This is a genomic window from Sphingobacteriales bacterium (genome assembly GCA_016719635.1).
In the GTDB taxonomy this organism is placed as follows: Bacteria; Bacteroidota; Bacteroidia; order Chitinophagales; family JADIYW01; genus JADJSS01.
In genome coordinates this window covers 881,144-906,376 of record JADJYT010000001.1, presented here as the reverse complement: position 1 = coordinate 906,376, position 25,233 = coordinate 881,144, and the positions used below count along the sequence as shown (strand labels likewise).

Here is a 25,233-nt window from a genome sequence, read left to right as displayed (position 1 = left end):
TATTAACCAATAAATTTATTACTATGTTCAAAGAGTTTAAAAACTTTATCATGACAGGGAACGTTGTCGAGTTTGCTGTTGCTGTAATCATGGCAGGTGCGGTAGGTGCCGTTGTCAACGGGTTTGTAGCAGATATCGTCATGCCGGTGGTTGGAAGTTTAACCGGTGGTGTTGATTTTGCTGACCTCAAGTACATATTGTCTCCGGAAGCTAAAGATGCGGCAGGTGCAGTGACGGCACCGGAAAATGCCATCAGGTACGGCGCCTGGATCAATACAATTGTTAACTTAGTGATTGTCGGTTTTGTGATGTTTTTGGTCGTAAAAGCATATAATAAAACCAAAAAACCGGTTGAAGCACCTGCACCTTCCGGACCGACACAAGAAGAATTATTGGCGGAAATCAGAGATTTACTGAAAAAATAGTTTTAGTTATACCCCCAACTGTGACTAAAATTACCGGGGCTGTTCCGATAGGAACAGCCTTTTTTAATTATCTTGCAATCGAATGAAACAGCAGCTCATTGCAGGCAGGAATCCGGTACTCGAATTGCTTCAGTCCGATCAGGAAGTGGAGAAAGTGCTGTTGTCCAAGAATGCTGCCGGTGATGTGGTCAAACAAATCATCCAGCTTTGCCGGGATAAAGAAGTCTATTATCAGTTTGTCCCGGAAGTGAAAATTAATTCTCTGTCCAGGGCGAATCATCAGGGTGTACTCGCCTTTACGGCGCTTATCCAGTATCAGGAGGTGCAGAAAATCATCGATTTTGTTTTTTCAAGAGGCGAAGACCCGCTATTGTTGATTCTGGAGAATGTGACGGACATCCGGAATCTGGGAGCCCTGGCAAGAACAGCACTGGGATTGGGTGTTCATGCCATTATTTTTCCAAAAAAAGAAAGCGCGGCGGTGAATGATGTAGCTGTTAAAATATCAGCGGGAGCCCTGCTGAAAATTCCCGTTTGCAGGGTGGAAAATATCGCGGCAGCCATCAAAGACATCAAAAATAACGGTATTAAAATCATCGGTCTGGATGGTTCAGCTGATAAATACATTTACGAAGTGAATACGAAAATGCCCCTGGCAATAATTGCCGGATCGGAAGACGAAGGCATATCCAATCCTGTCATCCGCCTGGTGGATGAACTGGTAAAACTACCGATGCATCCTGAATTGGAATCATACAACGTATCTGTGGCGACGGCAATGGCGTTGTATGAAGTAAGCAGACAGAACACGGATAGTCTATAATAGATATTCTGACAGTTCTATATTAGGTTCCATCATTAAGCATACTGACTAGAACCATCACATCCGGATTCAAAAAACAGGCTTATATTCCTGAAATTTATTAAATTGCCCTATATTCATACTAAGTACCTGACTATGAGATATTATCCATTGATTATTGCTTGTTTAATATTTTGCATCTGTGCCTGTGATGAAGATAGCAGACTTGTTGAAGTATATGTCAGCGGGTACAGGTTTGATACGACAGGTTCGGAAAGTATCGACGGCGTCTTCTACAAGAATTTGATATCAACTACCATTGCATCGCCTACTGCACCGTTGAGAAATTTTTTTGCAAATGATATAATGCTGGATGGAGATGATATTTATATATTAGGGACACTTTCCCCTCTTTCTTCAGACAGTAAAAAGACAGTCTACTGGAAAAACGGAACGGTAAATTATCTGGACAGGGGAGCCGGAAATTCCGAAGCGACGGATTTATTTGTTGAAAGCCGAAATGTGTACGTACTCGTGCATGACAATCTTAATGCAATGAATAACCTGGGTTACTATACGAACGGCCGTTATGTACCGGTTACTTCAACACAGGGTACTGGAAATTATGGTGCAGAGATGTTTGTCCGAAACGGGAATATCTATATTGCTGGATACGAATATTATCCTGATTCAGACAGTACTATACCAAGATATTGGGTAAACAATACAATCGTTGATTTGGCCGTTCCGGCTATCTGGTCGGGTTTGGCAAGGTCTGTTTATGTTACAGAAGCTGATATTTCTTATGTTGCCGGCAGTGTGATTATGGATGAATCATACCTGGTCAGCATTCCGGTATACTGGATAAATGGCGTATTCACGGCATTACCGCTTTCCACCGGATTTGTTGGAGGTCAGGCAAATTCCGTTTTTGTTGAAAGTGGGAATGTATATATCGGAGGTATGCAGTATGATGCAGGGTATAATTGTAAGGTGACTTATTGGAAGAATGGAACGCCTGTAATGATAGACAGCGGTGTTTACGGTTATTCTTCCGTATTGAAAATTGCGGCAAAGAATGATAATGTGTATTGTATCGGTTTCAGGGATGAAAGAAACAGTGCCGCATTATGGATAAACGGTTCCAGAGTCAATTTAGGAAGGGCTGGCAGTTATACCTATTTATCCGGTCTTTATATAAAATAATATGGTATGCCAGGCCTTATAACTCTGAGACAGAAAAGATTACCTAACATAAACAGACAGAAACGCTGATTATTTTTTGACCAGTCTTATTATCCCTGCATAATTCATCAGGATTAATACGATATAGGTGGGATCAAATTCAAACCATTTTTTTGCGAAATTGGCGGAATTCGGGAATTTGTGATGATTGTTTTGGAATAATTCACCCATCAGTAAGATACCAAGTGGTTCTGTATTTTTTGATTTGTCCTGATTGTCAAAATTGGCATAGCCGTATTTATGTCCGCACCAGTTGACAATAGCACCGTGAATAGGTCCCATTAAAAAATGTACAGGAAGCAACAATAACCAGAAATAGGTTAAGTCACATTTTATTATCACAATGAGGTAAAAAGCGATATAAAACAACCCCCATGCGATACGGGTGGCATAATGACCTGCAAAGGATTCAAATTTCTCCCAAACCGGTAAGTCGTGGCAGTATTTTGATGCTGCAGTCAGTTTTCCTGTTACAAATCCTGTATAAATGGTTTTTGTTTTTATCATCATGGAAAAGACATCTTTGAAAAAATGTGGTGAGTGCGGGTCTTTTTCGGTATCGCTGAAGTCATGGTGCATGCGGTGCATGACGGCATACGCCCTTGGAACCAGGTAGGAAGAACCCTGTGACATCCAGGTCATGAAATGAAAGACTTTTTCCCTGAATGCGCCGGTGGTGAACATCTTGTGGGATGCATAACGGTGCAGAAAAGCGGTTTGGAAAAAGACGGATAAGAACCAGTGAAGAATGAAGAATACTAAAATGTAAATCATGAAAACAATATTTGTTTAAAGATAAGTTTTTGAAACATGGAAAGAGTGCAGGTTTTGTTTTTTAGCAAAAGTTTAATGTTTGGCCGATAATTTTTCATTTGCCGGCAAAATTAATGAATGGGATCTGGCCGTTTAATTGATTTGTCTCAATATTCCGGTGATACACGTCGGATAATTCAATATATTTATACTACTTAAAAAACGCAGCATGATAAAGACCGGCGAGGAGTATATCCAAAGTTTAAGAGGAAGAAATCTGAAAGTTTATTTGTTTGGTGAACTGGTCGTTGAGCCGGTCGACCATCCCATGATACGTCCTTCCGTCAATGCAGTGGCGGAGACCTACGATTTGGCGGTACGGGACGAAGCGCTGGCAAGTGCCGCATCTCCGCTTTCAGGGCTTCGTGTGAGCCGCTTTCTGCATATTGCGGAGGGCGCACAGGATTTGGTGATGCAAAACAAGATGCAACGGAAACTCGGACAAAATACCGGAACCTGTTTTCAGCGATGCGTAGGTATGGATGCCATCAATGCACTGCATTCCACCACTTATGAGATAGACAAAAAATACAAAACGGAATACCACCAGCGATTTTTAGAATTCGTTAAAAAGATGCAGGCAGGCAATTATGTTATAGGCGGCGCAATGACCGACCCCAAAGGCGACAGAAGCAAATCGCCTTCAGAACAGGCCGATCCTGATTTGTATACCCGTGTCGTGGAAAAGAATGAGCAGGGAATTTATATCTCCGGTGCAAAGGCCCACCAGACTGGTTGCATCAATTCTCACTGGCTGATTGCGATGCCTACCATCCGGTTAACGGAGGCCGACAAAGACTGGGCTGTTGTAGCGGCTATGCCGGTGGACGCGGAAGGAATTACCTATATCTATGGCCGCCAGTCCTGCGATACGAGAAGTATGGAAGGCGGTGATATAGATGTGGGTAATGCCAGATTCGGCGGACAGGAAGCCATGATTATTTTTGACCGGGTGTTCGTACCTTGGGAGCATGTTTTTATGTTTGGGGAATATGAGTTTGCCTCCATGCTGGTGGAACGGTTTACCTGTTACCACCGCCGCAGTTATGTCTGTAAAACAGGTCTCGGCGATGCTTTAATCGGAGCGGCAGCCACGATAGCGGATTATAACGGGGTGGAAAAGGCATCACACATCAAAGATAAGTTGGTTGAAATGACACACCTGAATGAAACCATATACGGACTAGGTATCGCTTCCTCATATCAGGCGAAAAAACTGGAATCCGGCGTCTATCTGTCAGATGACATGTTGGCTCAGGTATGTAAACACAATGTCACACGCTTCCCTTATGAAATCAGCCGTCTCGCTCAGGATATAGCGGGTGGATTAGTCGTAACGATGCCTTCTGAAAAGGATTTTAGACACCCGGAAGCCGGACCTCTGCTTAAAAAATACCTGGTTGGACGCGAAGGGGTAAATCCGGAGAACCGGATGCGCATATTGCGTCTGATAGAAAATTTGACTTTAGGGCGAAATGCAGTGGGTTATCTGACGGAATCTATGCATGGAGCTGGATCGCCGCAGGCGCAACGGGTGCAGATTCAACGCCTGATGCAGATAGGATTTAAAAAGAATATTGCTAAAAATCTGGCGGGCATGAAAGACGATATACAGGAACCAAATGAGAATTCAGCCTATTTTAAAAATATCTTTGATACAGATGAACTCAAATCATAAATCTCAAATCTCAAATCTCAATTCCCCCTCACTTTATTTTACTAATCTTCACCATATTGGTTCTGCCTCTGCCTTTAATCGGCATACTGGCGGTGCTTACAATGATATCATCGGATGAGACCACCTTTTCGCGTTTTAGTATCTGGATGATATCATCAATGGATTCGTCGGTGCTTACAAATTTATCGTAGAAAAAAACATCCACACCCCAGACTAAGTCCAGTGTGTTCAGCAGGCTCTGATTACTGGTAAAAATATGGATGTCAGCTTTCGGGCGGTTGCTCGCCAGCATGAAAGCAGTATATCCGGAATAGGTCATACCGTTGATGGCTTTTGCATTTACATCCGCCGCAATTTTACAGGCATTGAAACAAATGGCATCCGACAGGAATGTCTTCGAGTTTTTATCCGGCAGCTGGTGTTTGTGATAAATCTCGTCTTCCTGTTCCGTTCGGCGAATAATACGGTCGATGGTTTGTACCACTTTTGAAGGATTCTTACCAATGGATGTTTCGCCGCTCAGCATGATGGCATCTGCGCCATCCAGAACACCATTGGCCACATCGGTGATTTCTGCCCGCGTCGGACGAGGCATATCAATCATGGATTCCATTACCTGCGTCGCAATGATGACAGGGCGCGCATTCTGGATCGATTTGAGGATAATGTTTTTCTGGATCAGCGGCATCTCTTCCATTGCCACTTCTACGCCCAAATCACCCCGTGCTATCATAATGGCGTCTGTTGCCTTAATGATGCTGTCGATATTCTTCACAGCTTCCGGTTTTTCTATTTTTGCGACTACCTTCAGCGGAGATTCGTGCTGGTGTATGATGTCTTTTAATTCATTGATCTCTTTGGCAGTCCTTACAAAAGATAAGGCTACCCAGTTGACAGGTTGTGTCAGGATAAATGCCAGGTCCGCACGGTCCTTTTCGGTTAAGCTGGGTAATGAAATTCTGGTGTCGGGTAAATTAAACCCTTTTTTAGAAGATAAAATACCGCCGGAAACGATTTTGCATTGAATGATCTTTTCATTCAGGACTTTTTCCACCTTCAGTTCCAGTTTGCCATCGTCTATCAGAATAAATTCTCCGATCCTTAAATCAGTGGCAAGGTGTTCATAGGTCACTGAAAAGATTTCTTTTGTACCAATCACGTCATCACACGTTACCCTGATGGATTTTCCTTCCTCGAGGAGGATGGCATTGTTCTGCATTAAACCGGTACGCAGTTTGGGACCTTGTAAATCCGCTAAAATGCTGACATGTGCATGGTGTTCTTTGTTGAGCTGTACGATATGTTCGATCACCTGCCGGTGGTCTTCGTGTCTCCCGTGAGAGAAATTTAATCGGAAAACATTTACGCCGCTTTGATAGAGCTCCACTAAAGCAGCGTAGGAGTTACTCGCCGGCCCGATGGTAGCTACTATTTTGGTTTTTCTTTTTGGAGTCTTCATTAAAGTGTCGGATTAACAGGTTGTGTTTCGATTTCAGAGAGTTGACTTCTATTTCAAAGACGGATTGAACGCCGGGCGAATCTGCCAGCAGCCTGGTGAAGGCATCCTTTTCAAAATATTCATCTTCGCCGTGCAGTAAAAACAGAAAGTCAAAGTTTTTTAATTCCGGTATCAGGATATTTCCGGAGTTTTTATTTTGTATTAATTCCAGGGTATAGAAATCCATCTCATTTTTATACTTATAGACGTTAAAATGCTTCGAGCCTTTTATCTGCGGGCTGTAAAATTCAATATCGTGCACCCGTTTTAAGTGCCATTTTAAATGCAGATTCAGATTCAAGCACAGGCGATAATCCTCCATATGGGAATTAATCCCCCAGGTGGTGAAATTGAATTCAAGGTCTATAAACTGCCTTTTAGCCATTTTGCTCTGCAATTTACAGAAGGAACAGATTAAAAATCAGCCGCTTTTTCAACAATTATTTAGAATAGTGGTAATGTGTTTGATATTCAATTACTTAGTTGGAAATATATTTTATCCTACTTTTATACAGAATATAAAAATTTAGGCTAATTTTGCACATCAATTTTAATAAATTCAAGGATATGTCCACAATAGCAGAACGCGTAAAAAAGATAATCGTTGAGAAGTTGGGTGTAGAAGACAACGAAGTTGCTCCGGAAGCAAGTTTTGAAAACGACCTGAAAGCAGATTCTTTAGAAACTGTTGAGCTCATTATGGAGTTTGAGAAAGAATTCAACATTATCATTCCGGATGAGCAGGCCGATAAGATCAAAACCGTAGGAGAAGCGATCGCCTATCTGGAGGCCAACGTTTAATTTTCAGTTTTTTTATTGGTTCTGATTAGAACTCAAATACTGCCTTTTTTCTCTTTAAATCAAAGCGTATGGAATATAAGCGTGTAGTGGTAACGGGATTGGGAACCATTACACCTATAGGAAATTCCGTTTCTGAGTTTTGGAATAATTTACTAAGAGGCACCAGCGGCAGCCATTTAATTACCCGTTTTGATACCGCATTATTCCGGACAAAATTTGCCTGTGAAATTAAAAAATACCACCCGGAAGACTTTTTCGATAAAAAGGAACTCAAAAAACTGGATCCATTCGGACAATATGCATTTATCGCAGCTGAGGAAGCCATAAAAAATGCGGGACTTTTAGATAGCCCCGGCCTGAATAAGAAAAGGGTGGGTGTCTTGTTCACTTCCGGATTCGGCGGCATACAAACCTTTGAACAGGAGTTATTTCAGTATTTCCAAAACGGCAGGAATCCCCGTTATTTCAGTCCGTTTTTTGTGCCGCGTACCCTGCTCGATATTGTTGGGGGCGGCATTTCCATCAAATATGGTTTTAAAGGCATGAATTTTTCCGTAGTGGCGGCATGCGCCAGTTCTACAAATGCCTTGATAGATGCCCTGAATTATATTCGGATGGGTAAGGCGGATGTGCTGATTGTCGGCGGTTCAGAAGCCTCCGTAACGGAAGTTTCCATCGGCGCCTTCGGCGCGATGAAGGCACTCTCCGAAAAAAATGAAGAGGCAGCAACAGCATCCCGGCCGTATGATTTGAATCGTGATGGATTTGTGATGGGCGAGGGTGCCGGATGTATGGTGCTGGAAAGTGAAGAACATGCCCGAAACAGAAACGCATATATTTATGCGGAATTGGCGGGCGGCGCCATGAATGCTGATGCGTACCATATCACTGCACCGAACCCGGAAGGAGAAAGTGTGGCGGATGTAATGACAGATGCATTACTGGATGCCGCTGTCCGGAAAGAAGATATTGATTACATCAACACGCACGGTACATCGACGCCTTTGGGTGATATTGCTGAGGTGAAAGCCATACAACAGGTATTCGGTGAACATGCCTATCGGTTAAATATCAGTGCCACCAAATCCATGACCGGACATATGATGGGTGCGGCAGGTATTATTGAAGCCATCGCTTCCGTGCTGGCTATAAATCATGATGCGGTACCTCCAACCATCAATCATTTTACAGATGACCCGGCTTTTGATGCGAAACTGAATTTTACATTTAATGCCGCTCAGTACAAAAAGGTGGATGCCGTCATGTCTAATAATTTTGGCTTTGGAGGACATAATGCCTCTGTAGTCTTTAAACGATGGTCAGAATAATATGGTGGCTTTTTTAAAGAAATTCATTTTTTGGAAACGGAAACAGGAACCTGTTTTTATCTTCCCTGCGTTGTATGATAAATTAGGATATGAACCGGCTCAGTCGGAGGAGAATTATATAGTAGCACTGACGCATTCCTCCTTTACCAAAAAGATACATGAAAAGAATGAACGCCTCGAATTTCTGGGAGATGCCGTTATAAATTTTGTGATAACGGAGTATTTGTATTTTAACGCCCAAAATAAGGACGAAGGAGCACTGACAAAGATGCGCGCTTCGATCGTCAACAGAAAGAACCTGAACAGGGTAGGCAATGAAATTGGCATACCTGCCTTACTGCGTCATAAATTAAAGGATAAACAACTGGAACAGGCACCCGATATTGTCGGTAACGCGTTTGAAGCTTTAATAGGGGCGTTTTACCTGGATTATGGTATACAGGAATCAGAAATTCTGGTAGGCAAACTGCTGGTGGAAGGGTTTGATGCGGATAATTTTCACAAAAATATCAATGATCCGAAAAGTTTTCTGATAGAGTGGGCACAGTCTAAAAAGAAGCAAATCGCGTTTGAACACAACACCGTACCCGATGAAAACGGATTATTTATGGTGACATTGAAAATTGATGCGGAAACAAAATCAACCGGCACCGGCAAAAATAAGAGGGAAGCGGAGCACCAGGCCTGTTTGAATGCCATTAAGATGCTGGAGTTAGACTAATTGCCGTTATTTTTCTTCTTTCTCCTCCTTTTTAGCTGAATTCTTTTTCAGCGTAGCTGCATCCATCTCTTTCACAGCATCACCGGCTTTCAACTCTTTGGAGATAGTATTATAAGGCCCGGTAATGATTTTTTCATTACCGTTTAATCCATTCATGACTTCGATATAGCTGTCATCCTGAATACCTGTTTTTACTTCCAATACCCTGGCAACGCCATTGTTGTTGGCGTAGATGATTTCTTTGGTGTGATTAATGCCGTCATAGACAGAATCCTTCGTTGTAACCGACTGAATGGGAACAGCCAGTACACCAAATTTCTTTTTGGTTTTAATGTCAACGGTAGCCGACATGCCCGGCAGAAAGGGTTTGGGGTTGTCCGCCAGCAGATCCTGATAGCTGGATTCGAGTATCCTGATCTTTACGATGAAATTAGTAGACTGATCCGAACTCGTTAACAGATTGGAGGCGCCTTTTGATGTGTTTGATACCTGTGTCACGATTCCTTCGAATTTTCTGTCCAGGTAAGCATCCACTTCAATGGAGGCGGTATCGCCCAGTTTAACTTTTGTAATCTCCCCTTCGCTGACATCTACCCGCACTTCCATATTATCGAAGTCGGCAATGCGCATCATTTCGGTGCCGCTCATCTGTAATGTTCCAACGACTTTTTCTCCCTTCTTTACATTCAGCAAAGAAACGATGCCGTCCATTGGAGCATATATCGTTGTCTTGTTTAAATTGATTTTAGCTTCTTTGATCATGGCCTGTGTGGCCTTTATGGTAAATGCTGCCGCATCTGCTGAGTGTTTGGCGGCATCCACATCTGCTTTTGCCGTTTTAACTGCCGTTTGTGCGGTTTCATAATCTGCTTTTGAAATGATTTTCTTGCTGTACAATTCTTCACTCCGGACGAATGCCTGCTGTGCCTGCAGATATTGCGCTTCTGCCTGGGATATCCTGGATTTAGCGGTGGAAAGCTGCGCTTTCGTATTATCCAGCTGTGCTTCGCTCTGCTCCACATTCGCCTGGTAGCTTTCCGGTTTTATTCGCGCTAAAAGTTGTCCCTTTTTGACAACATCTCCTTCTTTTACCGTCAATTCAATAATTTCACCCGATACATCGGAGCTTATCTTTACCTCTTCTTCCGGGTATATTTTTCCGCTCGCCGTAACGGTCTGGATGATATCCCGTTTGGAAACAGTCTGTATTTCCACCTCCTTTGCGGCGCTGTCTTTCTTCTTCTTACCAACGATGATGGCAACAATAATGGCGACGACTGTAATGATTCCGAGTATATAAAGTAATCTGTTATTCTTCATGCTGGTCGTATTTATTCTAAGATGATTTTTTTGCCTTGGTAGAAATCCAGGACTTTGGTGTTAAAAAGGTATTCGTATTTGGCTTGTGTCAACCTGGATTCGGCAATGGCCAGGTTTGTTTTTGCCAGGTTGACGGACAGCTGATCGATACTTCCGGCATTCAGCCGCTCTACGGCGTAATCATAGGATTTCCTGGAAGTCGTCAGGTTTTTTTCCGCCGCCTTGTAATTTTCGATGGATGCCTGAGCCTTTAAATAAGCCTGCTGTATCGTGTTTAATAAATCCAGCTCCGCCTGTTTCCCCGTCAGGAGGCTGTTGTCATACTGCAGTCTGGATTGTTTAACGGCGGTTTGCACCTGATATTTATTAAAGATGGGAACTGTAAGCGATAAACCAAAGGCATAACTGAGATTCTGGTTCAGCTGCTTGGTATATGGATTCTTATTGGTTTCGGTGGCTGTTTCAGGTATCAGTACTCTTTGCAGTGTCCCTTCTACAAATCCTATGGCGGTGGTATTACCCGTCAGTACCTGATTGTATAGTTTACTTTGGCTCGAAAAGAACGTAGAGGTATTGGCAACAAAATCCAGTTTGGGATAATAATTGCCTTTAGCGGCGGCAATCGCTTTTTTGGCACTTTCTATCTTGAGGCGGCTGCTTTTGATTTCCGGACGCAAGATTAATGCATCCGTATAAATGGTTTCGACATTCTCCAAAGGTGAAATTCCAATATTTTCAGGAAGTTCGGGTGTTTTAACTGTAATTTCTTTTTTGATGTCCAGTTGTAGGATTGTCCTTAAGGTAAGGTAAGCCAGGTCCTGTTGATTCTTGATTTGTGCAATGGATAATTCTTCCGTTGTCAGCTGCGCATCGATATCCAGTAATGCATTTTCTGCGGCGGCACCGGCTTTAATCAATGTTTGGGTGCGATCGTATTGTTCCTTCGTGTTTTGTTGCTGCCTGATGGCCTGCTGCAGCTGTTCATTTGCATTCATGATATTGAGAAAAGCCGTTAATATCTGCAGTTGTATGTTATCCTGTAAATTTTCCTTATCCAGTTGCAGTGCCTGCAGGTCAAGTCTGCTTTTTTTAATGTTGTTCGGGGTAATCAATCCGTCAAAAATGGGCTGGCTGATATTCAATCCGTAATCCTGATAATGTACCATTTCTTTCGTGTAGGCACTGGTGAAAAAGTTAAAGTTATTTCCAATCCGCAGGTTGTAATTGGTGCTGGCGTTGATGTTTGGGGAGTAGTTGAGTTTTTGCAGTTTCAGCGTACTTTCCCCTAATTGAATGTTGAGGTCAGATTGCTTTAGCTGGATATTATTCTGCAGCGCATAACCGATACATTTTTCCCAGTCCCAGACTTCCTGTGCCTGTGTGGATATGGGAAAAGAAAAAAGAATGAGTGCGAAAGATAGCTTTAACTGGAATTTCATCAGGTGGTTTGTTTGCCTTACAATAGGTAGTAATTTATGTAAAATTATTACATCCAAATTTTCATGTAAAAGTACGGCTAAAAGTGATATCTTCAAACTTACGTAGATTAAAACAGTCTTAAAGTATGTTCGATCCGGATACTTTTTTCATGCAGGAAGCCTTAAAACTGGCGAAAATGGCTTTTGATGAAGAGGAGGTGCCGGTTGGTGCGGTAGTCACCTGTGAGAATAGGATTATAGGGAAAGGCTATAATCAGGTGGAGAAGCTGAATGACCCGACGGCCCACGCGGAAGTGCTGGCAATTACAGCTGCCTGTAATTATTTGGGCAGTAAATATTTGGACAAATGTACACTTTACGTTACATTAGAACCCTGTATGATGTGTACCGGTGCTATCCGGGAGGCGCAAATTGCCAAAGTCGTTTATGCTGCCACGGATACTTCCGGCAGGAAGTCGGCTTCTGATTTATTCGAAACTCAATCCGGTCTGCTGGAGCAGGAAGCTTCCAAAATGATAAAGGATTTTTTTAAAAAGAAACGGTTATTCTGAAAATGGATTTTTCTTAATTTTATTTTCAGGAATGGCATGGTAATTGAAAGATACATCCTGTTGTTCTTTCCACAGGTATTAATTAAAAACAGAAACAGTATGATTAAGAGATTTGTAACGGTGATGTCCCTGCTGATGGCAGGAATCTTAACAGCGTCGGCAATGAACGAGCCCGATATTTCCGGGATTTGGCTGGTAGGGGATAAAGATTATAAAATTGAATTGAAACGGATACCTTCCGGGGAGATAGAAGGCAGGGTGGTCTGGATGAAAGAGCCGTTTGACAAAAAGGGCAAACCCAGGACCGATGTGGATAACGACGATCCGGCAAAAAGAAACATGCCTGTGATGGGACTGAAAACGGTCTACAATTTCAAATGGAATCAGGTTTCAGGAGAGTTTGTGGATGGGAATGTATACAAGAAAGGAACGGTGTACTGCGGAAAGATGAAGCTCAATCCGGATGGTACCCTGCACCTGCGCGGGTATGTCTGTAAACTTAAGTTTATTGGAAAATCAGATACCTGGACAAAAGTCAAATAAAAGACCTAAGAGCAGGTTATTTCTTCTGGAGTGATTTTTTTCTGACATAGATAACTTTCTCCACTTCGGCTACCACCACCTGTTGCTCATTCAGGATTTGTGTATAAAAGGTAAAGTCACCTTTGCCCTTTTCATCCACTTCAGCCTTGATTCTGCTGATTTCTTCTTTTGGTATTTCAAAAATTGCCGTGACCGTTCCGACTCCTGGTTTTTTGAATTGGATGGCGGCCGCCTTATCCCAGACAATATAGTCTTTACCCAGGTTTTCCATCAGGATAAACATATAAAACGGATCGCACATGCTGTAAAGCGAACCGCCGAAGTGGGTGCCGACTGCATTGTTGTTGTACCACTTCTTTTTTAGCTGCACTATAAATTTAGTACAATCATCGTTGAAGGATTTTAAAGAGATTCCGGCTCCCAGGTAAGGTGGATATAGATTAATGTATCTGTTAATTTTCTTGATGGATGGCATAAATCTGTCGTCGGTTGCAATAATTGGCCGAATTTAATGTTTGGTTGTAACTTTTTTGCTTTAATCTGTTTTATTAAAGTTTAAACATTTATTTTAGCAACCTGTAACGGATGAAAAGAACAATCTTCATTTTACTGTCTTCATTTGCCTTCTCTGCAATTGCTCAACAACTCAACTATCCGCTGAATTATGAGCTTCAAAACCGAGCAGAAAGGTATATTCCGATGTCTTCTCATTTTATTACAGGAGCAAAACCGTATAATATGGCTGAATTGCAGACAGCTATCGGTGATTCGGCGTTACAGGAATTAGGTTTTGATACGGATTCCAGCAAATCAGGTTTCCGGTTCGGCATCTTTAAAGGCGATTTGTTGTCAGCATCCTTTAAACAAAAGAACTATTATATAGCCATCAACCCAATCATTGATGCGGAGTTTGGCTATGATATCAATTCAAAAAAAATGCGTTATACGGTGGGATATGGAGTTCGATTGGATGCCAATATCACCAAAAAGGTCTCTCTGTCATTTACATATCAGGGGGTTACCGAGGATTACCTTCAGCAGGTCAGCGATTATGCCGCACAGTACGGTGTGCTGCCGGGTTACCGAAAGGCAACTTTTAATGGAAGCCGGATCAGTTCCCATCTGTTTTCCGGATATGTGTCTTATTCTCCGAATAAATATTTCAATATTCAACTGGGAAATGACAAGCAGTTTTGGGGGGAAGGTTATAGGTCTTTATTTCTGAGTGACAATGCTTCCAATAGTCCGTATCTCAAATTAACGACAAATTTCTGGAGGATAAAATATACCTGTCTGTATAATGTCATGAGATATGGGCCGATTAACGGCAGCAACATTGAATCAGATCCCACCAAATTCAGAACAAAATACGGCACCTATCATTTGTTCAGTGTGGATGTGGCAAAGTGGATGCAGTTCACCTTTTTTGAAGGTGTTACCTGGTTTCATGCCGATTCCAACAGAATAAGGGGAATTGAATTCAGCTATCTGATTCCGGTTTCCTTTATCCGTCCTGTAGAGTTTGCCTTGGGTTCCCCGGATAATGTCGTGCTGGGTATCGGAATGAAATTCAGGGCAACTCCAAAGCATATCGTTTATACCCAGATCATGCTGGACGATTTGGATATCGGTGCAACGTGGAAAGGTCCCGGTTTTTACCGGACTAAAGTAGCTGCACAATTCGGCTATAAGACTTTTGATATCTTTAAAGTGAAACACCTCGATTTTCAGACGGAGTTTAATGTGGTGCGCCCGTTTGTGTATGCGCATAAAGCGCCGGAGCAGAGTTATACCAATTACAATCAGTCATTGACGCATCCGTTAGGGGCTAATTTTTTAGAGTCCGTTACCATAATTAATTTCTGGAAGAACCATTGGACGGCATCCGCCAAATTTCAATATGTGGAGCAGGGGTTAGACAACAGCCTGGAGCACAATGGCAGCAATATCTTTGTTTCCGACTACCTGATAGGGCCGGATTTGAATAAGGCATACGGAAACTACTTTTTACAGGGTTTAAAAACAAGACTGATTAATGTGGAGGTTAGAGGCGGATATCTGCTGAATCCTAAAATCAATCTGGCTGCGGAAGCTTTTGTAAATTTCCGGTATCAGAAAAATGAACTGTTTAAGAAAACTAACCTGTTTTTCGGTATCAGCGTTCGAACGAACCTCTTCAACCGATACACCGATTTCTGATGGTAGAAATTATTTCTAACTAATTTTATGGAATTTGTATGCTTTGTGTCTCTCAATAGTGAGAAACAAATTGAAATTATTAAAATTACAGCAATAGTTTATAACGGAATGAATAATGACACGTTTTATGGAATTGCATTGAGCCTGATGAAAGGAGTCGGGGATTCCAATGCGAAAACACTTATTAGCTACGCAGGAAGTGCGGAAAAACTGTTTACACTTCCTCCCGTTAAACTGCAGAAGATACACGGAATTGGTAAAAAGCTGTCGGAGTCTTTTAAAGATACTTTTGACGTTTTAAAACGGGCAGAAAAGGAATTGAAATTCCTGGAGCGGAATAAAATCGACGTGCACTTTTATTACGACAAAAGATATCCTAAACGCTTGCTCAATTGTCCGGATGCACCTTTGTATATTTTCAGTAAAGGGAATTATGATTTTAATAAAGAGCGGATTGTCAATATCGTAGGCACGCGCCATGCCACCGAATATGGAAAAGAAATTACGGAGCAGTTGGTAAGCGATTTGTCTTCCTTTAATGTCAGTCTTGTTAGCGGGTTAGCCTTTGGAATAGATATCTGTGCGCACAAGTCCGCTTTAAAATATGGTATGCAGAATATTGCTGTGCTGGCTCATGGATTGGACCGGATTTATCCGGCACAGCATAAATCAATAGCGGATAAACTGCAGGAGAACGGCGCACTCGTTTCGGATTTTCTAAGCGAAACGGTTCCGGACAAGCAAAATTTTCCGAGCAGAAACAGGATAGTAGCCGGTATGACGGATGCCACTGTCGTGATAGAGTCGGCGGAATCAGGCGGAGCACTAATCACTGCTGAGATTGCGAATTCCTACAACAGGGATGTTTTTGCATTTCCCGGTAAAATTTCTGATAAATATTCTCAGGGATGTCTCCGGTTAATAAAGAATCATAAGGCGAATCTGGTAACAGGTTCTGCAGATATCATTGAATGCATGAATTGGGATTTATCAAAAGATGCCGGCACCAAACAGCCGGTTCAGCAGTCTTTGTTTACGGAATTAAATGAACAGGAAAAGATGATTTTTGATTTTCTGTTGCAAACGGAGAAATCCCCTATTGATACCATTTTTCTGAAAATTCAATTGCCGCAAAGCACCATTTCAGGGGTATTGCTGCAGCTGGAAATGAAGGGTGTGATTGCCGCCTTGCCGGGCAAGGTATTTAAACTCGTCCGTTAGCCATTTTCCTTAACTACATTCAACTACACTAAAACAGGTATTTTTTCGATTTTGAATTGTTTCGGCTTTATTCCGTCAATAAATTTATGCACAAAAATATGATGCATGCTGATTCAACTTTAAATTTGTATATCAATTTTAACTATGCAAAAACGAAACTATAAACGAGTTGATAAAAACCCCAACGGATCATTTTCCTACGAAACCATAGACATAGACTCCTTCGATATCTTTGAAGAACCGCTGGAGATAGTGGTTACAGATATCAACTTTCTTCCTTATATGGGTGATGTGCTGGATGTTTTGGGTTTTGTATCAGATACGAATTACTTTTTTAACCGATGCAAGGACATCATTACTGTCCCGGAACAACATATAAATGAAAAAGGTCAGGGTAATTTTGCCTTTCAGGCCTACTTTCATAACTTCCCCCATTCAGTATTGTCTATTAATAATAACGCCCTGGTCGTATTGGTGCTGCACCCGCAAAAATTAGACGTCCATGGCAAACGGGAATACAATGTGGTGGGCTATATTCATGTTAACAGGATGAATATTTTCCACGACGGAGAACGATTTGACGGTTATTACTACAATATGCTTCGGGTGAGCGAACGGGTGGAAAACAACAAGAAAATTTACAGACGTAAGAAAATATTTACACTGATGTTCAGCATCATGCACAGTATCGTAGGCGTGGAAAAGAATATAGCCTTTACATATGGTGCTATGGGAAAGGAGAACCAGGCAATCAACGAAGCGCTGGAGCTGAATACCAAATTGTATGAGAAACATTATGAAAAGTGGGCGTTTTACAACAATACCCAGATTAACAAGTTATTCGGCAAGAAATCCGCTTTTGCGAAATGTATTGACATCACGGAAGACAGGGAAAAGCTGCGGGAGTATTACCATAAACTGAGACAACAGAAAGAACATTATGCGTTCTTTCATATCCATACGGAAGAGGAGTTCTTCAAGACGCTGGATAAGATTTTCGCTTATTCCAAGTCATCCAGGGTATATATGATTCCGGATGAACATGGTAAAATGGACGCTGTCTGCCTGGCTATAAACTGGGGCGATTATTTTGCACTGCAGCTGCAGAATCCGCAGGGATTATTTAAGATGGTGGCCAATATGAAACTGACGGATAACATCCTGTATCCTATCATGATAGTCGGTTCTCCGAAGAATGTGGATACGCTGCTGAGAGGGGTTGCCTCTCATTTCAACAGCGTGCATAAATGTAAGATTACCGTTTTTAACTCATACGACGGCGATCCGTATTTTAAAACGAAGAAAAGCCTGCTGAAAGATGATTATCTGTTCCTGATTATCTGCAACGATATACCGAAACTAAATGCCATGAAGGAGCGGTCTAAGGGAACGGACGGCAATGTGAAGTTATTCATTGACATACCGTTGTTGTAAAAAATATAAATCTAAGAAAACAATTTAGCCATCGCAGTTGTGATGGCTAAATTGTTTTTTTATACTCATAATTGATTCTTTTTTTAATCTTAATAGGATTGCATTTCAAACAGGCGTAGATTGGACAGAAGGTGAAAATGAACTCCAACGGGTTGGATTATCTTTAGTAAACTCAAAATATTCGAAAGCAATGCAGACCAGCACAGAAACAATATGGTAAACCATCAAAACAGCAGTGCCCTGCGGAAAAAAATTATGGAGTGTAAACCAGCCGCCGTAATTGGATAGGATGGCAAATGCAACAGCGCATCTAATCAATTCATATAGCCAGGCATATTTGTCTCTATCCATCAATGAAGTATAGCTGTATACAGTTAAAAAAATGAAAAGACCGTAAATATAGACTGCTGATTTTGGTATGGCTGCCATTTGAGAAAACAAGAACATCGTCAACAAGAAGGTAATAAATAACTGGGTCCATGACCAAACTTTTAAATAAATGCTTGCTGTCGGCATATACTTTTGTTGCTTACTGGTATCTTTAATATAGGGTACAGGGTATTTTTCCGCTATATCTGCCGGTCTCCAGCCCGTAGGCATAAACCAGATACGGAATTTATCCCAAACATTGGAAGTACGCCAGGCATCTTTGATGAGTAAAGTGATGTGCTGGAAATTTATTTTAACCGGATTCCAGGTATTTACCTGCCTTGTAATACCATAAACAGGTTTGACATCAGGCAGTTCTTCCTGAAATGTTCCGAATAATTTATCCCAGACGATTAAAATACCGCCATAATTTTTGTCAATATACACCGGGTTTATCGCATGATGAATGCGGTGATGGGATGGGGTGACGATTATTTTTTCCAGGAACCCCAATTTATCAATGAGCTGCGTGTGATACCAGAACCCTCCAAAAAGCATAACGACACCCAACATAATAATGACATCGGTAGTAACACCAAATATTGCCGCAGGAATTAATAAAAAGGTATAAACCTGAACAAAATCGGCGATGGTTTGACGCAGAGCAACAGGTAAATTATATTCTTCACTGCTGTGGTGGACTAAATGCCTGTTCCACAAAATATTGTACTCATGAGACCATCTGTGGGACCAGTATGCATAAAAATCTATAGCGATAAATCCTATGATGTATTGAAGGGCGGTTGATTCGATCTTGAAAACGGTCAACTGATTTAACAGGAAATCATAGGAGATAATATAGATGGTAAGCCCTAATGCTTTTTTAAGCATATTGGTAATTCCTGAGCTTAAGCTGGAAACCGCATCCATGCTTTTAATAACATCCAGGTTTCTATACTTGGACACTATCAATTCAATCAGCATTAGCACAAAGAACAGGGGCAGTACATATTTCAAGGCGCTGGAAAAAGTCTCCATACTTTTTACTTTCCTTAAAAATAAATAAAATTTCTGTAAAAGTACCTTGTAATATTGGGTTACATTGTTGTCAGTATTAGTCTGAATCAGAACAAGGCACTCATATCTTTGTGATTTATTGTAATGTCATCTCCGGAATATCACCTTCGATGATCAGCTTTCCTAAGGTTGCTTTTTGTATCACTTCCACACTTATGCCCGGCGCGCGTTCCAGCAATTTAAATCCACCGGGTGTAACTTCCAGTACCGCCAGTTCGGTCACTATTTTCTTCACACATCCAATACCGGTTAACGGAAGGGTACACTCCGGCAGCAGTTTGCTCTCACCGGCTTTGTTGACATGCTGCATGGCTACAATGATGTTTTTGGCGGAAGCCACCAGGTCCATGGCGCCGCCCATTCCCTTCACCATTTTTCCCGGAATCTTCCAGTTGGCGATATCCCCTTTTTCACTTACTTCCATCGCGCCCAATACCGTCAGATCCACGTGCTCACCGCGTATCATCGCAAAGCTGGTTGCCGAGTCAAAATAAACGCCGCCCGGCAGAATGGTAACGGTTTGTTTGCCTGCATTTATTACATCCGGGTCTTCTTTTCCTTCCATTGGAAACGGCCCCATGCCCAGCATGCCGTTTTCAGACTGGAAGGTAACGTTGATTCCTTCGGGCACGTAGTTGGCCACTAAGGTGGGTATTCCGATTCCCAGATTGACGTAAAATCCGTCCTGTAATTCCCGGGCTATTCTTTTGGCGATTCCATTTTTATCGAGCATAATAAGGTAGGTATAAGTTAAGTGATATTATTAATAGGGATTCAGATCTTTTGAACGGTTCGCTGTTCTATTCTTTTTTCAAACTTTTCTCCCTGGAAAATTCGCTTAATAAAAATTCCGGGTGTGTGAATCAGGTCAGGGTCTAGTTCTCCTGCCGGTAGCAGGTGTTCTACTTCTGCAATCGTGATTTTTCCGGCACCAGCCATTGGCAGGTTGAAATTGCGCGTGGCAGCTCTGTAAATCAGATTTCCGTTGGTGTCGCCTTTCCATGCTTTTATGATGGAAAAATCAGCATGGAAACGTCTTTCCATAATATACATTTTGCCGTCAAATTCGCGAACTTCCTTTCCTTCCGCCACTTCAGTGCCGTAGCCCGCCGGTGTGAAGAAGGCGGGAATACCTGCCGCTGTAGCCCGGCAACGTTCTGCGAGCGTACCTTGCGGAATGAGCTCCACTTCCAGTTCCCCGTTTAATAATTGTCTTTCAAACTCCGCATTCTCGCCGACATAGGATGAAATCATTTTTTTTATCTGGTGGTTTTGTAATAGTAATCCAAGTCCGAAATCATCGACACCGGCATTGTTGGAAATACAGGTCAGGCCTTTCACCCCTTTTTTGACCAATGCGGCGATACTGTTTTCGGGAATGCCGCACAGTCCGAATCCGCCCAGAATAATGGTCATATTATCGGTGATGTCCTGTATGGATTCCTCTGCGTTTTTATATACTTTGCTCATGTTTGCTTGTTCTGATTTGTAAATCTACGATGTGAAATTATTTATTCGCTTTCTTTTCCATCTTTTTGGCGCGTCTGCTGTGAAAATAGCGCTGCGCATGTAATTCCTCTTTCGTGAAAATTTCCGGATGTACGCCGGTTTCGATATTTCTGGATTCAACGGGTTTTACAAATTCTTCCGCCACCTCTGCGAATTTTTGCTGTAAGGCATTTAAACTCCACTGCCCAAAAACGGTATGACCGGCTTCATACATCTGCAACTGGTATTCTTCGTTGGTCGTAATGTAGCCATTATATTCATTGGAATAGGGCGCTAAGATGACATAGTCGATTCCCTTTGCCTTCAAGGTATCTTCCAGTGTTTTCTTCAGTCGCCAGGAAGCCACTGTCGTGATTTCAAATGGAAATCCGCAAATGGCAATAGTTCCGATTTTTAATATTTGTAAGGTTAATACCTGTGGTGTCCATGGATTGGTGAATCCAAAACCACCTTGATCAGCCATTTTTTTGATATTCAATATCATTTCATCGGCGAATGTAGGGATGGGTATTTTGTCGGCAGTGAAATTGCCGAGAAATTTGCGCTCCCCCGTTGCTACACCGATATCTTTGACGGATTGTGCCTTATTTTTGCGTTCGATGAATGCTGCATATGCTTCACTCTGTTTGGCAGCATCCCTGATTTCTTTTTTTCGGGTGCCTCTGGCAATACCTCTGGCTATTTTTCCAAAAAACAAAGGCAGTCCGGGGCCGTCCATGATGGAACCCTCCAGGAATGCGATACCCATGCAGGAAGGGCTGGTGACGCAACCTGTCTGGCCATTGGTAAATGCAGGATTGATATCGATATTGCTGAAATCCACATACATGGATATGCTGTCTACGGTTTCATCTTGAATGGTCTTATTGGACGTGCGGACAATCTCTTTCGCTTTTTCAAACTGCAGGTTGCCGTTAAACCTGGAACTTTTCAGGTCATCCGGAAAATAACCTTCCCATTTCCCGCGCTGGTTGGGTAATTTGGGATTGTAATTCACCCTCGCAGAAACATCGCCGCAAGCACCTTGCGCAAATGCGGCAACATAATGCTGGTTTTCACCCTTAAAGTCATCTTCGAGATATGCAGAGGCAAAGCCCTTATTATCTGAGCATAATTTCAGGAAATTATTGGGCAAATTAGAGGTGTGAACTGCGAACCAGTTGATGCTGCCCAGGGGTTGTCCGGTTTCGGAGATAAAATGAAGCAGCGTCATTTCCCGGTCTACCGCCAGATGTCTTGTTTCATGCGTTTGTTTAGCCACTTCAGGATTGGTGTTATAGGCATCCACAACACGGTTGAAACTTACCGGAATATCAGCCGCAAAGCTGCTTTTCCCCAGCTGTATGTTGGCTTTCTGCTTATTCTTTTCCGCCTCTAGAATAGAATCGACTATGCCGTGGACGATCTTTGTATAAACACCGTGGTGGAAACCCGGAGTGGACATATTATAGATGATATGATAGGAAAAGCCGCTCGGCCCGCAATGTGTATGCTGGGCGGAAAGCATCAGATTGCCGGTATGGTAGCCCAGTTCGGGGTGTTTTTTATGGAGCAGGTTCAAAACCCCCTCTTTAAGAGACGGGGTGATAAATCCCAGTTCGCAGTTTACAAAACAGGTTTTATGGCTTTTATCCAGCTGCTCAAAAACATAGGCTCTCGAATATAAGGGGGTTTCAATCTCCATCATATAGTGTTGGGGCAAACCATAACCCAGCAGGCCAACTCCTTTATAAAATGCGGTGATATCACCTTTTCCGGTTCCAATGAATAACATTTTGTAAATTTGCCTGAAAAATACAAAAATATAGTTAATTAAAAATGATAGTTGTACGATTAATGGGGGGATTAGGCAATCAGCTTTTCCAATATGCGGCAGGCAGGCATCTGGCGCATCTGAATAATGCAGATTTGTATTTGGATATTTCCAAACTGAATTTATCGGGAGAGGGACGTCCGCTTTGGAAATACGAGCTGGGGTCATTTAATGTAAAGTGCAGCCTGGCGGATGAACGGATGTTGCACGATTTTCACGGCACTGGATTTTCGGTAAAGGAAAGGGTCATTACACAACTGATTTCTTTTGGGAAAAATAAAAAATATACATCTAACCAATACGGATTTGATACGCATTTTCTGGAATTAAAAGGTAACTATTACGTGAGGGGTTATTTTTTGTCAGAAAAATATTTCAAGGAAATAGCGGATATCATTCGGGATGAAATAACGATAAAACAGGATTTTAAACCTATGGATGATCGTTTGATTAGCCAAATAAAAAACTCAAAATCGATAGCTATTCACATCCGCCGGGGTGATTACATCCGCAATTTATCCTCTATGGATGCTCACGGTCTGTGTTCAAAGGATTATTATACCAAGGCCATTGAATGGATAAAGAGTGAGCTGGGTGAGGAGGTGCATTTTTATCTGTTTACCGATGATGAGGCTTGGGTAAGAAAGGAAATGATATGGGATATAAACTCTACCTTGATTTCCAATAAATCGACTGTGGAGGATTTTTACCTGATGAGTTTGTGTAAACACAATATTATCGCCAACAGCACTTTCAGCTGGTGGTCTGCCTGGCTGAATACAAATCCGGATAAAATCGTTATTATACCAAAACACTGGACCACCAACGTTAAAACGGAGGAGATAGATCTGATACCAAAAAGATGGATTGTAAAATAAATCAGCAATAGTGGATTTTCTTCCTGTTTTCATCTATACTGATGGTAAGAACATAATTTGAAAAAAATAGTTGAACATATTAAACAACTGTCTATTTACGACACACTCCGGCATGGTTCCGCCTATATGCTTTCCTTTGTTTTCATTCAGGTGGTCATGGTGCTTACCATTCCGTTGTTTACAAAACTGCTGACTCCTTCCGATTTTGGCATTTATGAAGTTTACAACAATACCGTTCGTTTTTTAGCGGTCATTATTTCTCTGAATTTGTATGCAGGATTTTATCGGTATTATTTTGAGGAAAACATGGATAAGAGAAATCTGATGCAGTTTTTGCTGCGTCTGTCTTTTATTGTTTTTTTATCGGGGGTTTTTCTGTTAATACTATGTAAGGATTTATTGCTCCGTCTCACTAATCTGCCTGCCGATTTATTCATTTGGATAGTGGTCGGTATTTTTACAACCATCGTCATTAATTTTTTTTCGACGTATAATAATGCCCAGCAGTTCAGCAAGCGATTGGGGTTGTGGCAGTTGGTGATCCAAATAGCAAGGGTGGCGGCAGCCTTCCTGTTTATACACTTTATCAGTAAAAATTATTTGGGAAGAGTGGCCGGTGAAAATGCGGCAACATTGGTTTTGGCTTTAATCATTATTGCCGTTTATTTCAGAAAATATCTTGCCGGGGGAGGGCACCTTCCCGGTAAAATGGAAATTGTAAGGTACTCAGCCGGCTTTATTCCTATAGGACTCAGTAGTTATATCGTCAGTTATATAGATTTGGTTTTAATCAATAACCTGCAGGGAAGTACGGCCTCCGGTGTATATAGCTATGCCTACAAATTTGCCATCATCTATTCAGGGTTTTCTCAGGCTTTCGTTACCGCAAACCGACCAAACCTTTTTAATCTGCTGAAGGAAAATAAAGAAGAGGAAGTCATCAGTCAGATGCGCAGCATGTTTAAACTGATTACCGTATTCGCCTGTAGCTTTATCTTCTTTGCGGCAGATGCCGGCAGGATACTTTCATTAAATGAAGAGTTTGATGTAGCCCTGCATCTGCTTCCTGTTTTAATCCTGGCATATGTTTTCTCAGACATCGCGGAGATTTATAATTTCTATCTTTATTATGCAAAGAAAGTGAAGTTGTTTTACGTGAGTTTTGTAAGTACGGCGATAGTCAATTTCCTGTTGAATCTATGGTTAATACCCAGGTATGGCTATGAGATTGCTGCCTATACCACCCTGTTTTCTTTTATGGTTTTGTTTTTGGCAACCTATTGGGTTTGTAAATTTTTTACGGATTTGGCTGTTACCCGTTGGACTGTATTCATTTGGAATCTGCTGATTATCTTTTTGGCAATGACGGTTTCCTATTCTCTGTCTTATTCCGGCTTAAATGTATGGTGGGTCATTGCAATCAAGCTTTCCCTGTTTTTAATTATTGTTGTCTATATGTTTCAGGATAAATTAAAGAAAATACTCGTATTTATCAAACATTAACAATGTGTCTATATCAATTTTAAATAAATACTGGTTTTTTAGCTATTTTAGCGCAAATTACGTACG

24 protein-coding genes are annotated in these 25,233 nt (G+C 41.8%); 14 read left to right on the top strand and 10 right to left on the bottom strand.

Annotated features, from left to right (window positions below):
* Positions 1–23 precede the first annotated feature (23 nt).
* The 3 genes from mscL to IPM95_04060 all read left to right on the top strand — a co-directional run bounded on the left by mscL (position 24) and on the right by IPM95_04060 (position 2,433).
* Positions 24–425, top strand: coding sequence for a large conductance mechanosensitive channel protein MscL (gene mscL / locus IPM95_04070; protein MBK9328491.1), 402 nt, complete (start codon positions 24–26; stop codon positions 423–425).
* Between the two features lie 82 nt (positions 426–507).
* Positions 508–1,248 carry a 23S rRNA (guanosine(2251)-2'-O)-methyltransferase RlmB gene (rlmB, locus tag IPM95_04065; protein ID MBK9328490.1) on the top strand — a complete coding sequence of 247 codons (741 nt, stop codon included), beginning with the start codon at positions 508–510 and terminating at the stop codon, positions 1,246–1,248.
* Positions 1,249–1,383: 135 nt separating this feature from the next.
* Entirely contained in the window at positions 1,384–2,433 is a 1,050-nt protein-coding gene (locus IPM95_04060) for a hypothetical protein (protein MBK9328489.1), read from the top strand.
* 69 nt (positions 2,434–2,502) lie between these two features.
* Here the strand turns inward: IPM95_04060 and IPM95_04055 are convergent, their stop codons facing one another.
* On the bottom strand, positions 2,503–3,243 hold the full coding sequence (locus tag IPM95_04055) for an acyl-CoA desaturase (GenBank protein MBK9328488.1): 741 nt from the start codon (positions 3,241–3,243) through the stop codon (positions 2,503–2,505).
* Positions 3,244–3,454: 211 nt separating this feature from the next.
* Between IPM95_04055 and IPM95_04050 the strand changes: the two genes are divergently transcribed.
* A complete protein-coding gene (locus IPM95_04050; GenBank protein ID MBK9328487.1) occupies positions 3,455–4,963 on the top strand; it encodes a 4-hydroxybutyryl-CoA dehydratase in 1,509 nt (502 codons plus the stop codon).
* 28 nt (positions 4,964–4,991) lie between these two features.
* Here the strand turns inward: IPM95_04050 and pyk are convergent, their stop codons facing one another.
* A complete protein-coding gene (gene pyk, locus IPM95_04045) occupies positions 4,992–6,422 on the bottom strand; it encodes a pyruvate kinase (GenBank protein MBK9328486.1) in 1,431 nt (476 codons plus the stop codon).
* Positions 6,367–6,846: an IPExxxVDY family protein gene (locus IPM95_04040; protein MBK9328485.1), complete on the bottom strand. Its 480-nt coding sequence runs from the start codon at positions 6,844–6,846 to the stop codon at positions 6,367–6,369. Before IPM95_04040 ends, pyk begins: the two co-directional genes overlap by 56 nt.
* Before the next feature lie 182 nt (positions 6,847–7,028).
* On the opposite strand from IPM95_04040, the gene IPM95_04035 reads away from it, so the two are divergent.
* From IPM95_04035 to rnc, 3 genes are all read left to right on the top strand, one after another.
* Positions 7,029–7,262 (top strand): acyl carrier protein, encoded by a 234-nt coding sequence (locus tag IPM95_04035; GenBank protein MBK9328484.1) that lies wholly within the window; start codon positions 7,029–7,031, stop codon positions 7,260–7,262.
* A 68-nt stretch (positions 7,263–7,330) separates the two neighbouring features.
* Complete coding sequence (gene fabF / locus IPM95_04030) at positions 7,331–8,590, top strand: beta-ketoacyl-ACP synthase II (protein ID MBK9328483.1); 1,260 nt, start codon at positions 7,331–7,333, stop codon at positions 8,588–8,590.
* Between the two features lies 1 nt (position 8,591).
* On the top strand, positions 8,592–9,311 hold the full coding sequence (gene rnc, locus IPM95_04025) for a ribonuclease III (GenBank protein ID MBK9328482.1): 720 nt from the start codon (positions 8,592–8,594) through the stop codon (positions 9,309–9,311).
* Between the two features lie 6 nt (positions 9,312–9,317).
* Here the strand turns inward: rnc and IPM95_04020 are convergent, their stop codons facing one another.
* Together IPM95_04020 and IPM95_04015 are read right to left on the bottom strand one after the other, a co-directional pair.
* On the bottom strand, positions 9,318–10,631 hold the full coding sequence (locus IPM95_04020; protein MBK9328481.1) for an efflux RND transporter periplasmic adaptor subunit: 1,314 nt from the start codon (positions 10,629–10,631) through the stop codon (positions 9,318–9,320).
* 11 nt (positions 10,632–10,642) lie between these two features.
* On the bottom strand, positions 10,643–12,070 hold the full coding sequence (locus IPM95_04015) for a TolC family protein (protein MBK9328480.1): 1,428 nt from the start codon (positions 12,068–12,070) through the stop codon (positions 10,643–10,645).
* Between the two features lie 125 nt (positions 12,071–12,195).
* Here IPM95_04015 and IPM95_04010 point away from each other — a divergent pair, with 125 nt between their 5' ends.
* Both IPM95_04010 and IPM95_04005 read left to right on the top strand, forming a co-directional pair.
* The gene (locus IPM95_04010; protein MBK9328479.1) at positions 12,196–12,621 is read left to right on the top strand and encodes a nucleoside deaminase; all 426 of its coding nucleotides are present in this window, start codon (positions 12,196–12,198) and stop codon (positions 12,619–12,621) included.
* Positions 12,622–12,720: 99 nt separating this feature from the next.
* Positions 12,721–13,164: a DUF2147 domain-containing protein gene (locus IPM95_04005; protein MBK9328478.1), complete on the top strand. Its 444-nt coding sequence runs from the start codon at positions 12,721–12,723 to the stop codon at positions 13,162–13,164.
* A 16-nt stretch (positions 13,165–13,180) separates the two neighbouring features.
* Here IPM95_04005 and IPM95_04000 read toward each other — a convergent pair whose 3' ends face one another.
* Positions 13,181–13,639, bottom strand: coding sequence for a YiiD C-terminal domain-containing protein (locus IPM95_04000; protein ID MBK9328477.1), 459 nt, complete (start codon positions 13,637–13,639; stop codon positions 13,181–13,183).
* Between the two features lie 110 nt (positions 13,640–13,749).
* On the opposite strand from IPM95_04000, the gene IPM95_03995 reads away from it, so the two are divergent.
* The 3 genes from IPM95_03995 (at position 13,750) to IPM95_03985 (ending at position 18,018) form a co-directional block, all read left to right on the top strand.
* On the top strand, positions 13,750–15,363 hold the full coding sequence (locus tag IPM95_03995) for a hypothetical protein (GenBank protein ID MBK9328476.1): 1,614 nt from the start codon (positions 13,750–13,752) through the stop codon (positions 15,361–15,363).
* A gap of 108 nt (positions 15,364–15,471) precedes the next feature.
* Positions 15,472–16,584, top strand: a complete 1,113-nt coding sequence (gene dprA, locus IPM95_03990; protein ID MBK9328475.1) for a DNA-protecting protein DprA — start codon at positions 15,472–15,474, stop codon at positions 16,582–16,584.
* 144 nt (positions 16,585–16,728) lie between these two features.
* Entirely contained in the window at positions 16,729–18,018 is a 1,290-nt protein-coding gene (locus tag IPM95_03985; GenBank protein MBK9328474.1) for a hypothetical protein, read from the top strand.
* A gap of 105 nt (positions 18,019–18,123) precedes the next feature.
* On the opposite strand, the gene IPM95_03980 is transcribed toward IPM95_03985, so the two are convergent.
* The 4 genes from IPM95_03980 to IPM95_03965 form a co-directional block, all read right to left on the bottom strand.
* Complete coding sequence (locus IPM95_03980; protein ID MBK9328473.1) at positions 18,124–19,425, bottom strand: sterol desaturase family protein; 1,302 nt, start codon at positions 19,423–19,425, stop codon at positions 18,124–18,126.
* A 115-nt stretch (positions 19,426–19,540) separates the two neighbouring features.
* Positions 19,541–20,197: a CoA transferase subunit B gene (locus IPM95_03975; protein MBK9328472.1), complete on the bottom strand. Its 657-nt coding sequence runs from the start codon at positions 20,195–20,197 to the stop codon at positions 19,541–19,543.
* A gap of 41 nt (positions 20,198–20,238) precedes the next feature.
* On the bottom strand, positions 20,239–20,934 hold the full coding sequence (locus tag IPM95_03970) for a CoA transferase subunit A (protein MBK9328471.1): 696 nt from the start codon (positions 20,932–20,934) through the stop codon (positions 20,239–20,241).
* Between the two features lie 37 nt (positions 20,935–20,971).
* The gene (locus tag IPM95_03965) at positions 20,972–22,747 is read right to left on the bottom strand and encodes a neutral/alkaline non-lysosomal ceramidase N-terminal domain-containing protein (GenBank protein ID MBK9328470.1); all 1,776 of its coding nucleotides are present in this window, start codon (positions 22,745–22,747) and stop codon (positions 20,972–20,974) included.
* A 44-nt stretch (positions 22,748–22,791) separates the two neighbouring features.
* On the opposite strand from IPM95_03965, the gene IPM95_03960 reads away from it, so the two are divergent.
* Both IPM95_03960 and IPM95_03955 read left to right on the top strand, forming a co-directional pair.
* Positions 22,792–23,664: an alpha-1,2-fucosyltransferase gene (locus IPM95_03960; protein ID MBK9328469.1), complete on the top strand. Its 873-nt coding sequence runs from the start codon at positions 22,792–22,794 to the stop codon at positions 23,662–23,664.
* A 57-nt stretch (positions 23,665–23,721) separates the two neighbouring features.
* Positions 23,722–25,167 (top strand): oligosaccharide flippase family protein, encoded by a 1,446-nt coding sequence (locus IPM95_03955; protein MBK9328468.1) that lies wholly within the window; start codon positions 23,722–23,724, stop codon positions 25,165–25,167.
* Positions 25,168–25,233: the final 66 nt, after the last annotated feature.

Excerpts from the sequence above, each read along its gene's own strand:
- mscL (MBK9328491.1), top strand. The coding sequence starts at position 24 with ATGTTCAAAGAGTTTAAAAACTTTATCATGACAGGGAACGTTGTCGAG.
- rlmB (MBK9328490.1), top strand. The coding sequence starts at position 508 with ATGAAACAGCAGCTCATTGCAGGCAGGAATCCGGTACTCGAATTGCTT.
- IPM95_04060 (MBK9328489.1), top strand. The coding sequence starts at position 1,384 with ATGAGATATTATCCATTGATTATTGCTTGTTTAATATTTTGCATCTGT.
- IPM95_04050 (MBK9328487.1), top strand. The coding sequence starts at position 3,455 with ATGATAAAGACCGGCGAGGAGTATATCCAAAGTTTAAGAGGAAGAAAT.
- pyk (MBK9328486.1), bottom strand. The coding sequence starts at position 6,422 with ATGAAGACTCCAAAAAGAAAAACCAAAATAGTAGCTACCATCGGGCCG.
- IPM95_04040 (MBK9328485.1), bottom strand. The coding sequence starts at position 6,846 with ATGGCTAAAAGGCAGTTTATAGACCTTGAATTCAATTTCACCACCTGG.
- IPM95_04035 (MBK9328484.1), top strand. The coding sequence starts at position 7,029 with ATGTCCACAATAGCAGAACGCGTAAAAAAGATAATCGTTGAGAAGTTG.
- fabF (MBK9328483.1), top strand. The coding sequence starts at position 7,331 with ATGGAATATAAGCGTGTAGTGGTAACGGGATTGGGAACCATTACACCT.
- rnc (MBK9328482.1), top strand. The coding sequence starts at position 8,592 with ATGGTGGCTTTTTTAAAGAAATTCATTTTTTGGAAACGGAAACAGGAA.
- IPM95_04020 (MBK9328481.1), bottom strand. The coding sequence starts at position 10,631 with ATGAAGAATAACAGATTACTTTATATACTCGGAATCATTACAGTCGTC.
- IPM95_04015 (MBK9328480.1), bottom strand. The coding sequence starts at position 12,070 with ATGAAATTCCAGTTAAAGCTATCTTTCGCACTCATTCTTTTTTCTTTT.
- IPM95_04010 (MBK9328479.1), top strand. The coding sequence starts at position 12,196 with ATGTTCGATCCGGATACTTTTTTCATGCAGGAAGCCTTAAAACTGGCG.
- IPM95_04005 (MBK9328478.1), top strand. The coding sequence starts at position 12,721 with ATGATTAAGAGATTTGTAACGGTGATGTCCCTGCTGATGGCAGGAATC.
- IPM95_04000 (MBK9328477.1), bottom strand. The coding sequence starts at position 13,639 with ATGCCATCCATCAAGAAAATTAACAGATACATTAATCTATATCCACCT.
- IPM95_03995 (MBK9328476.1), top strand. The coding sequence starts at position 13,750 with ATGAAAAGAACAATCTTCATTTTACTGTCTTCATTTGCCTTCTCTGCA.
- dprA (MBK9328475.1), top strand. The coding sequence starts at position 15,472 with ATGAATAATGACACGTTTTATGGAATTGCATTGAGCCTGATGAAAGGA.
- IPM95_03985 (MBK9328474.1), top strand. The coding sequence starts at position 16,729 with ATGCAAAAACGAAACTATAAACGAGTTGATAAAAACCCCAACGGATCA.
- IPM95_03980 (MBK9328473.1), bottom strand. The coding sequence starts at position 19,425 with ATGGAGACTTTTTCCAGCGCCTTGAAATATGTACTGCCCCTGTTCTTT.
- IPM95_03975 (MBK9328472.1), bottom strand. The coding sequence starts at position 20,197 with ATGCTCGATAAAAATGGAATCGCCAAAAGAATAGCCCGGGAATTACAG.
- IPM95_03970 (MBK9328471.1), bottom strand. The coding sequence starts at position 20,934 with ATGAGCAAAGTATATAAAAACGCAGAGGAATCCATACAGGACATCACC.
- IPM95_03965 (MBK9328470.1), bottom strand. The coding sequence starts at position 22,747 with ATGTTATTCATTGGAACCGGAAAAGGTGATATCACCGCATTTTATAAA.
- IPM95_03960 (MBK9328469.1), top strand. The coding sequence starts at position 22,792 with ATGATAGTTGTACGATTAATGGGGGGATTAGGCAATCAGCTTTTCCAA.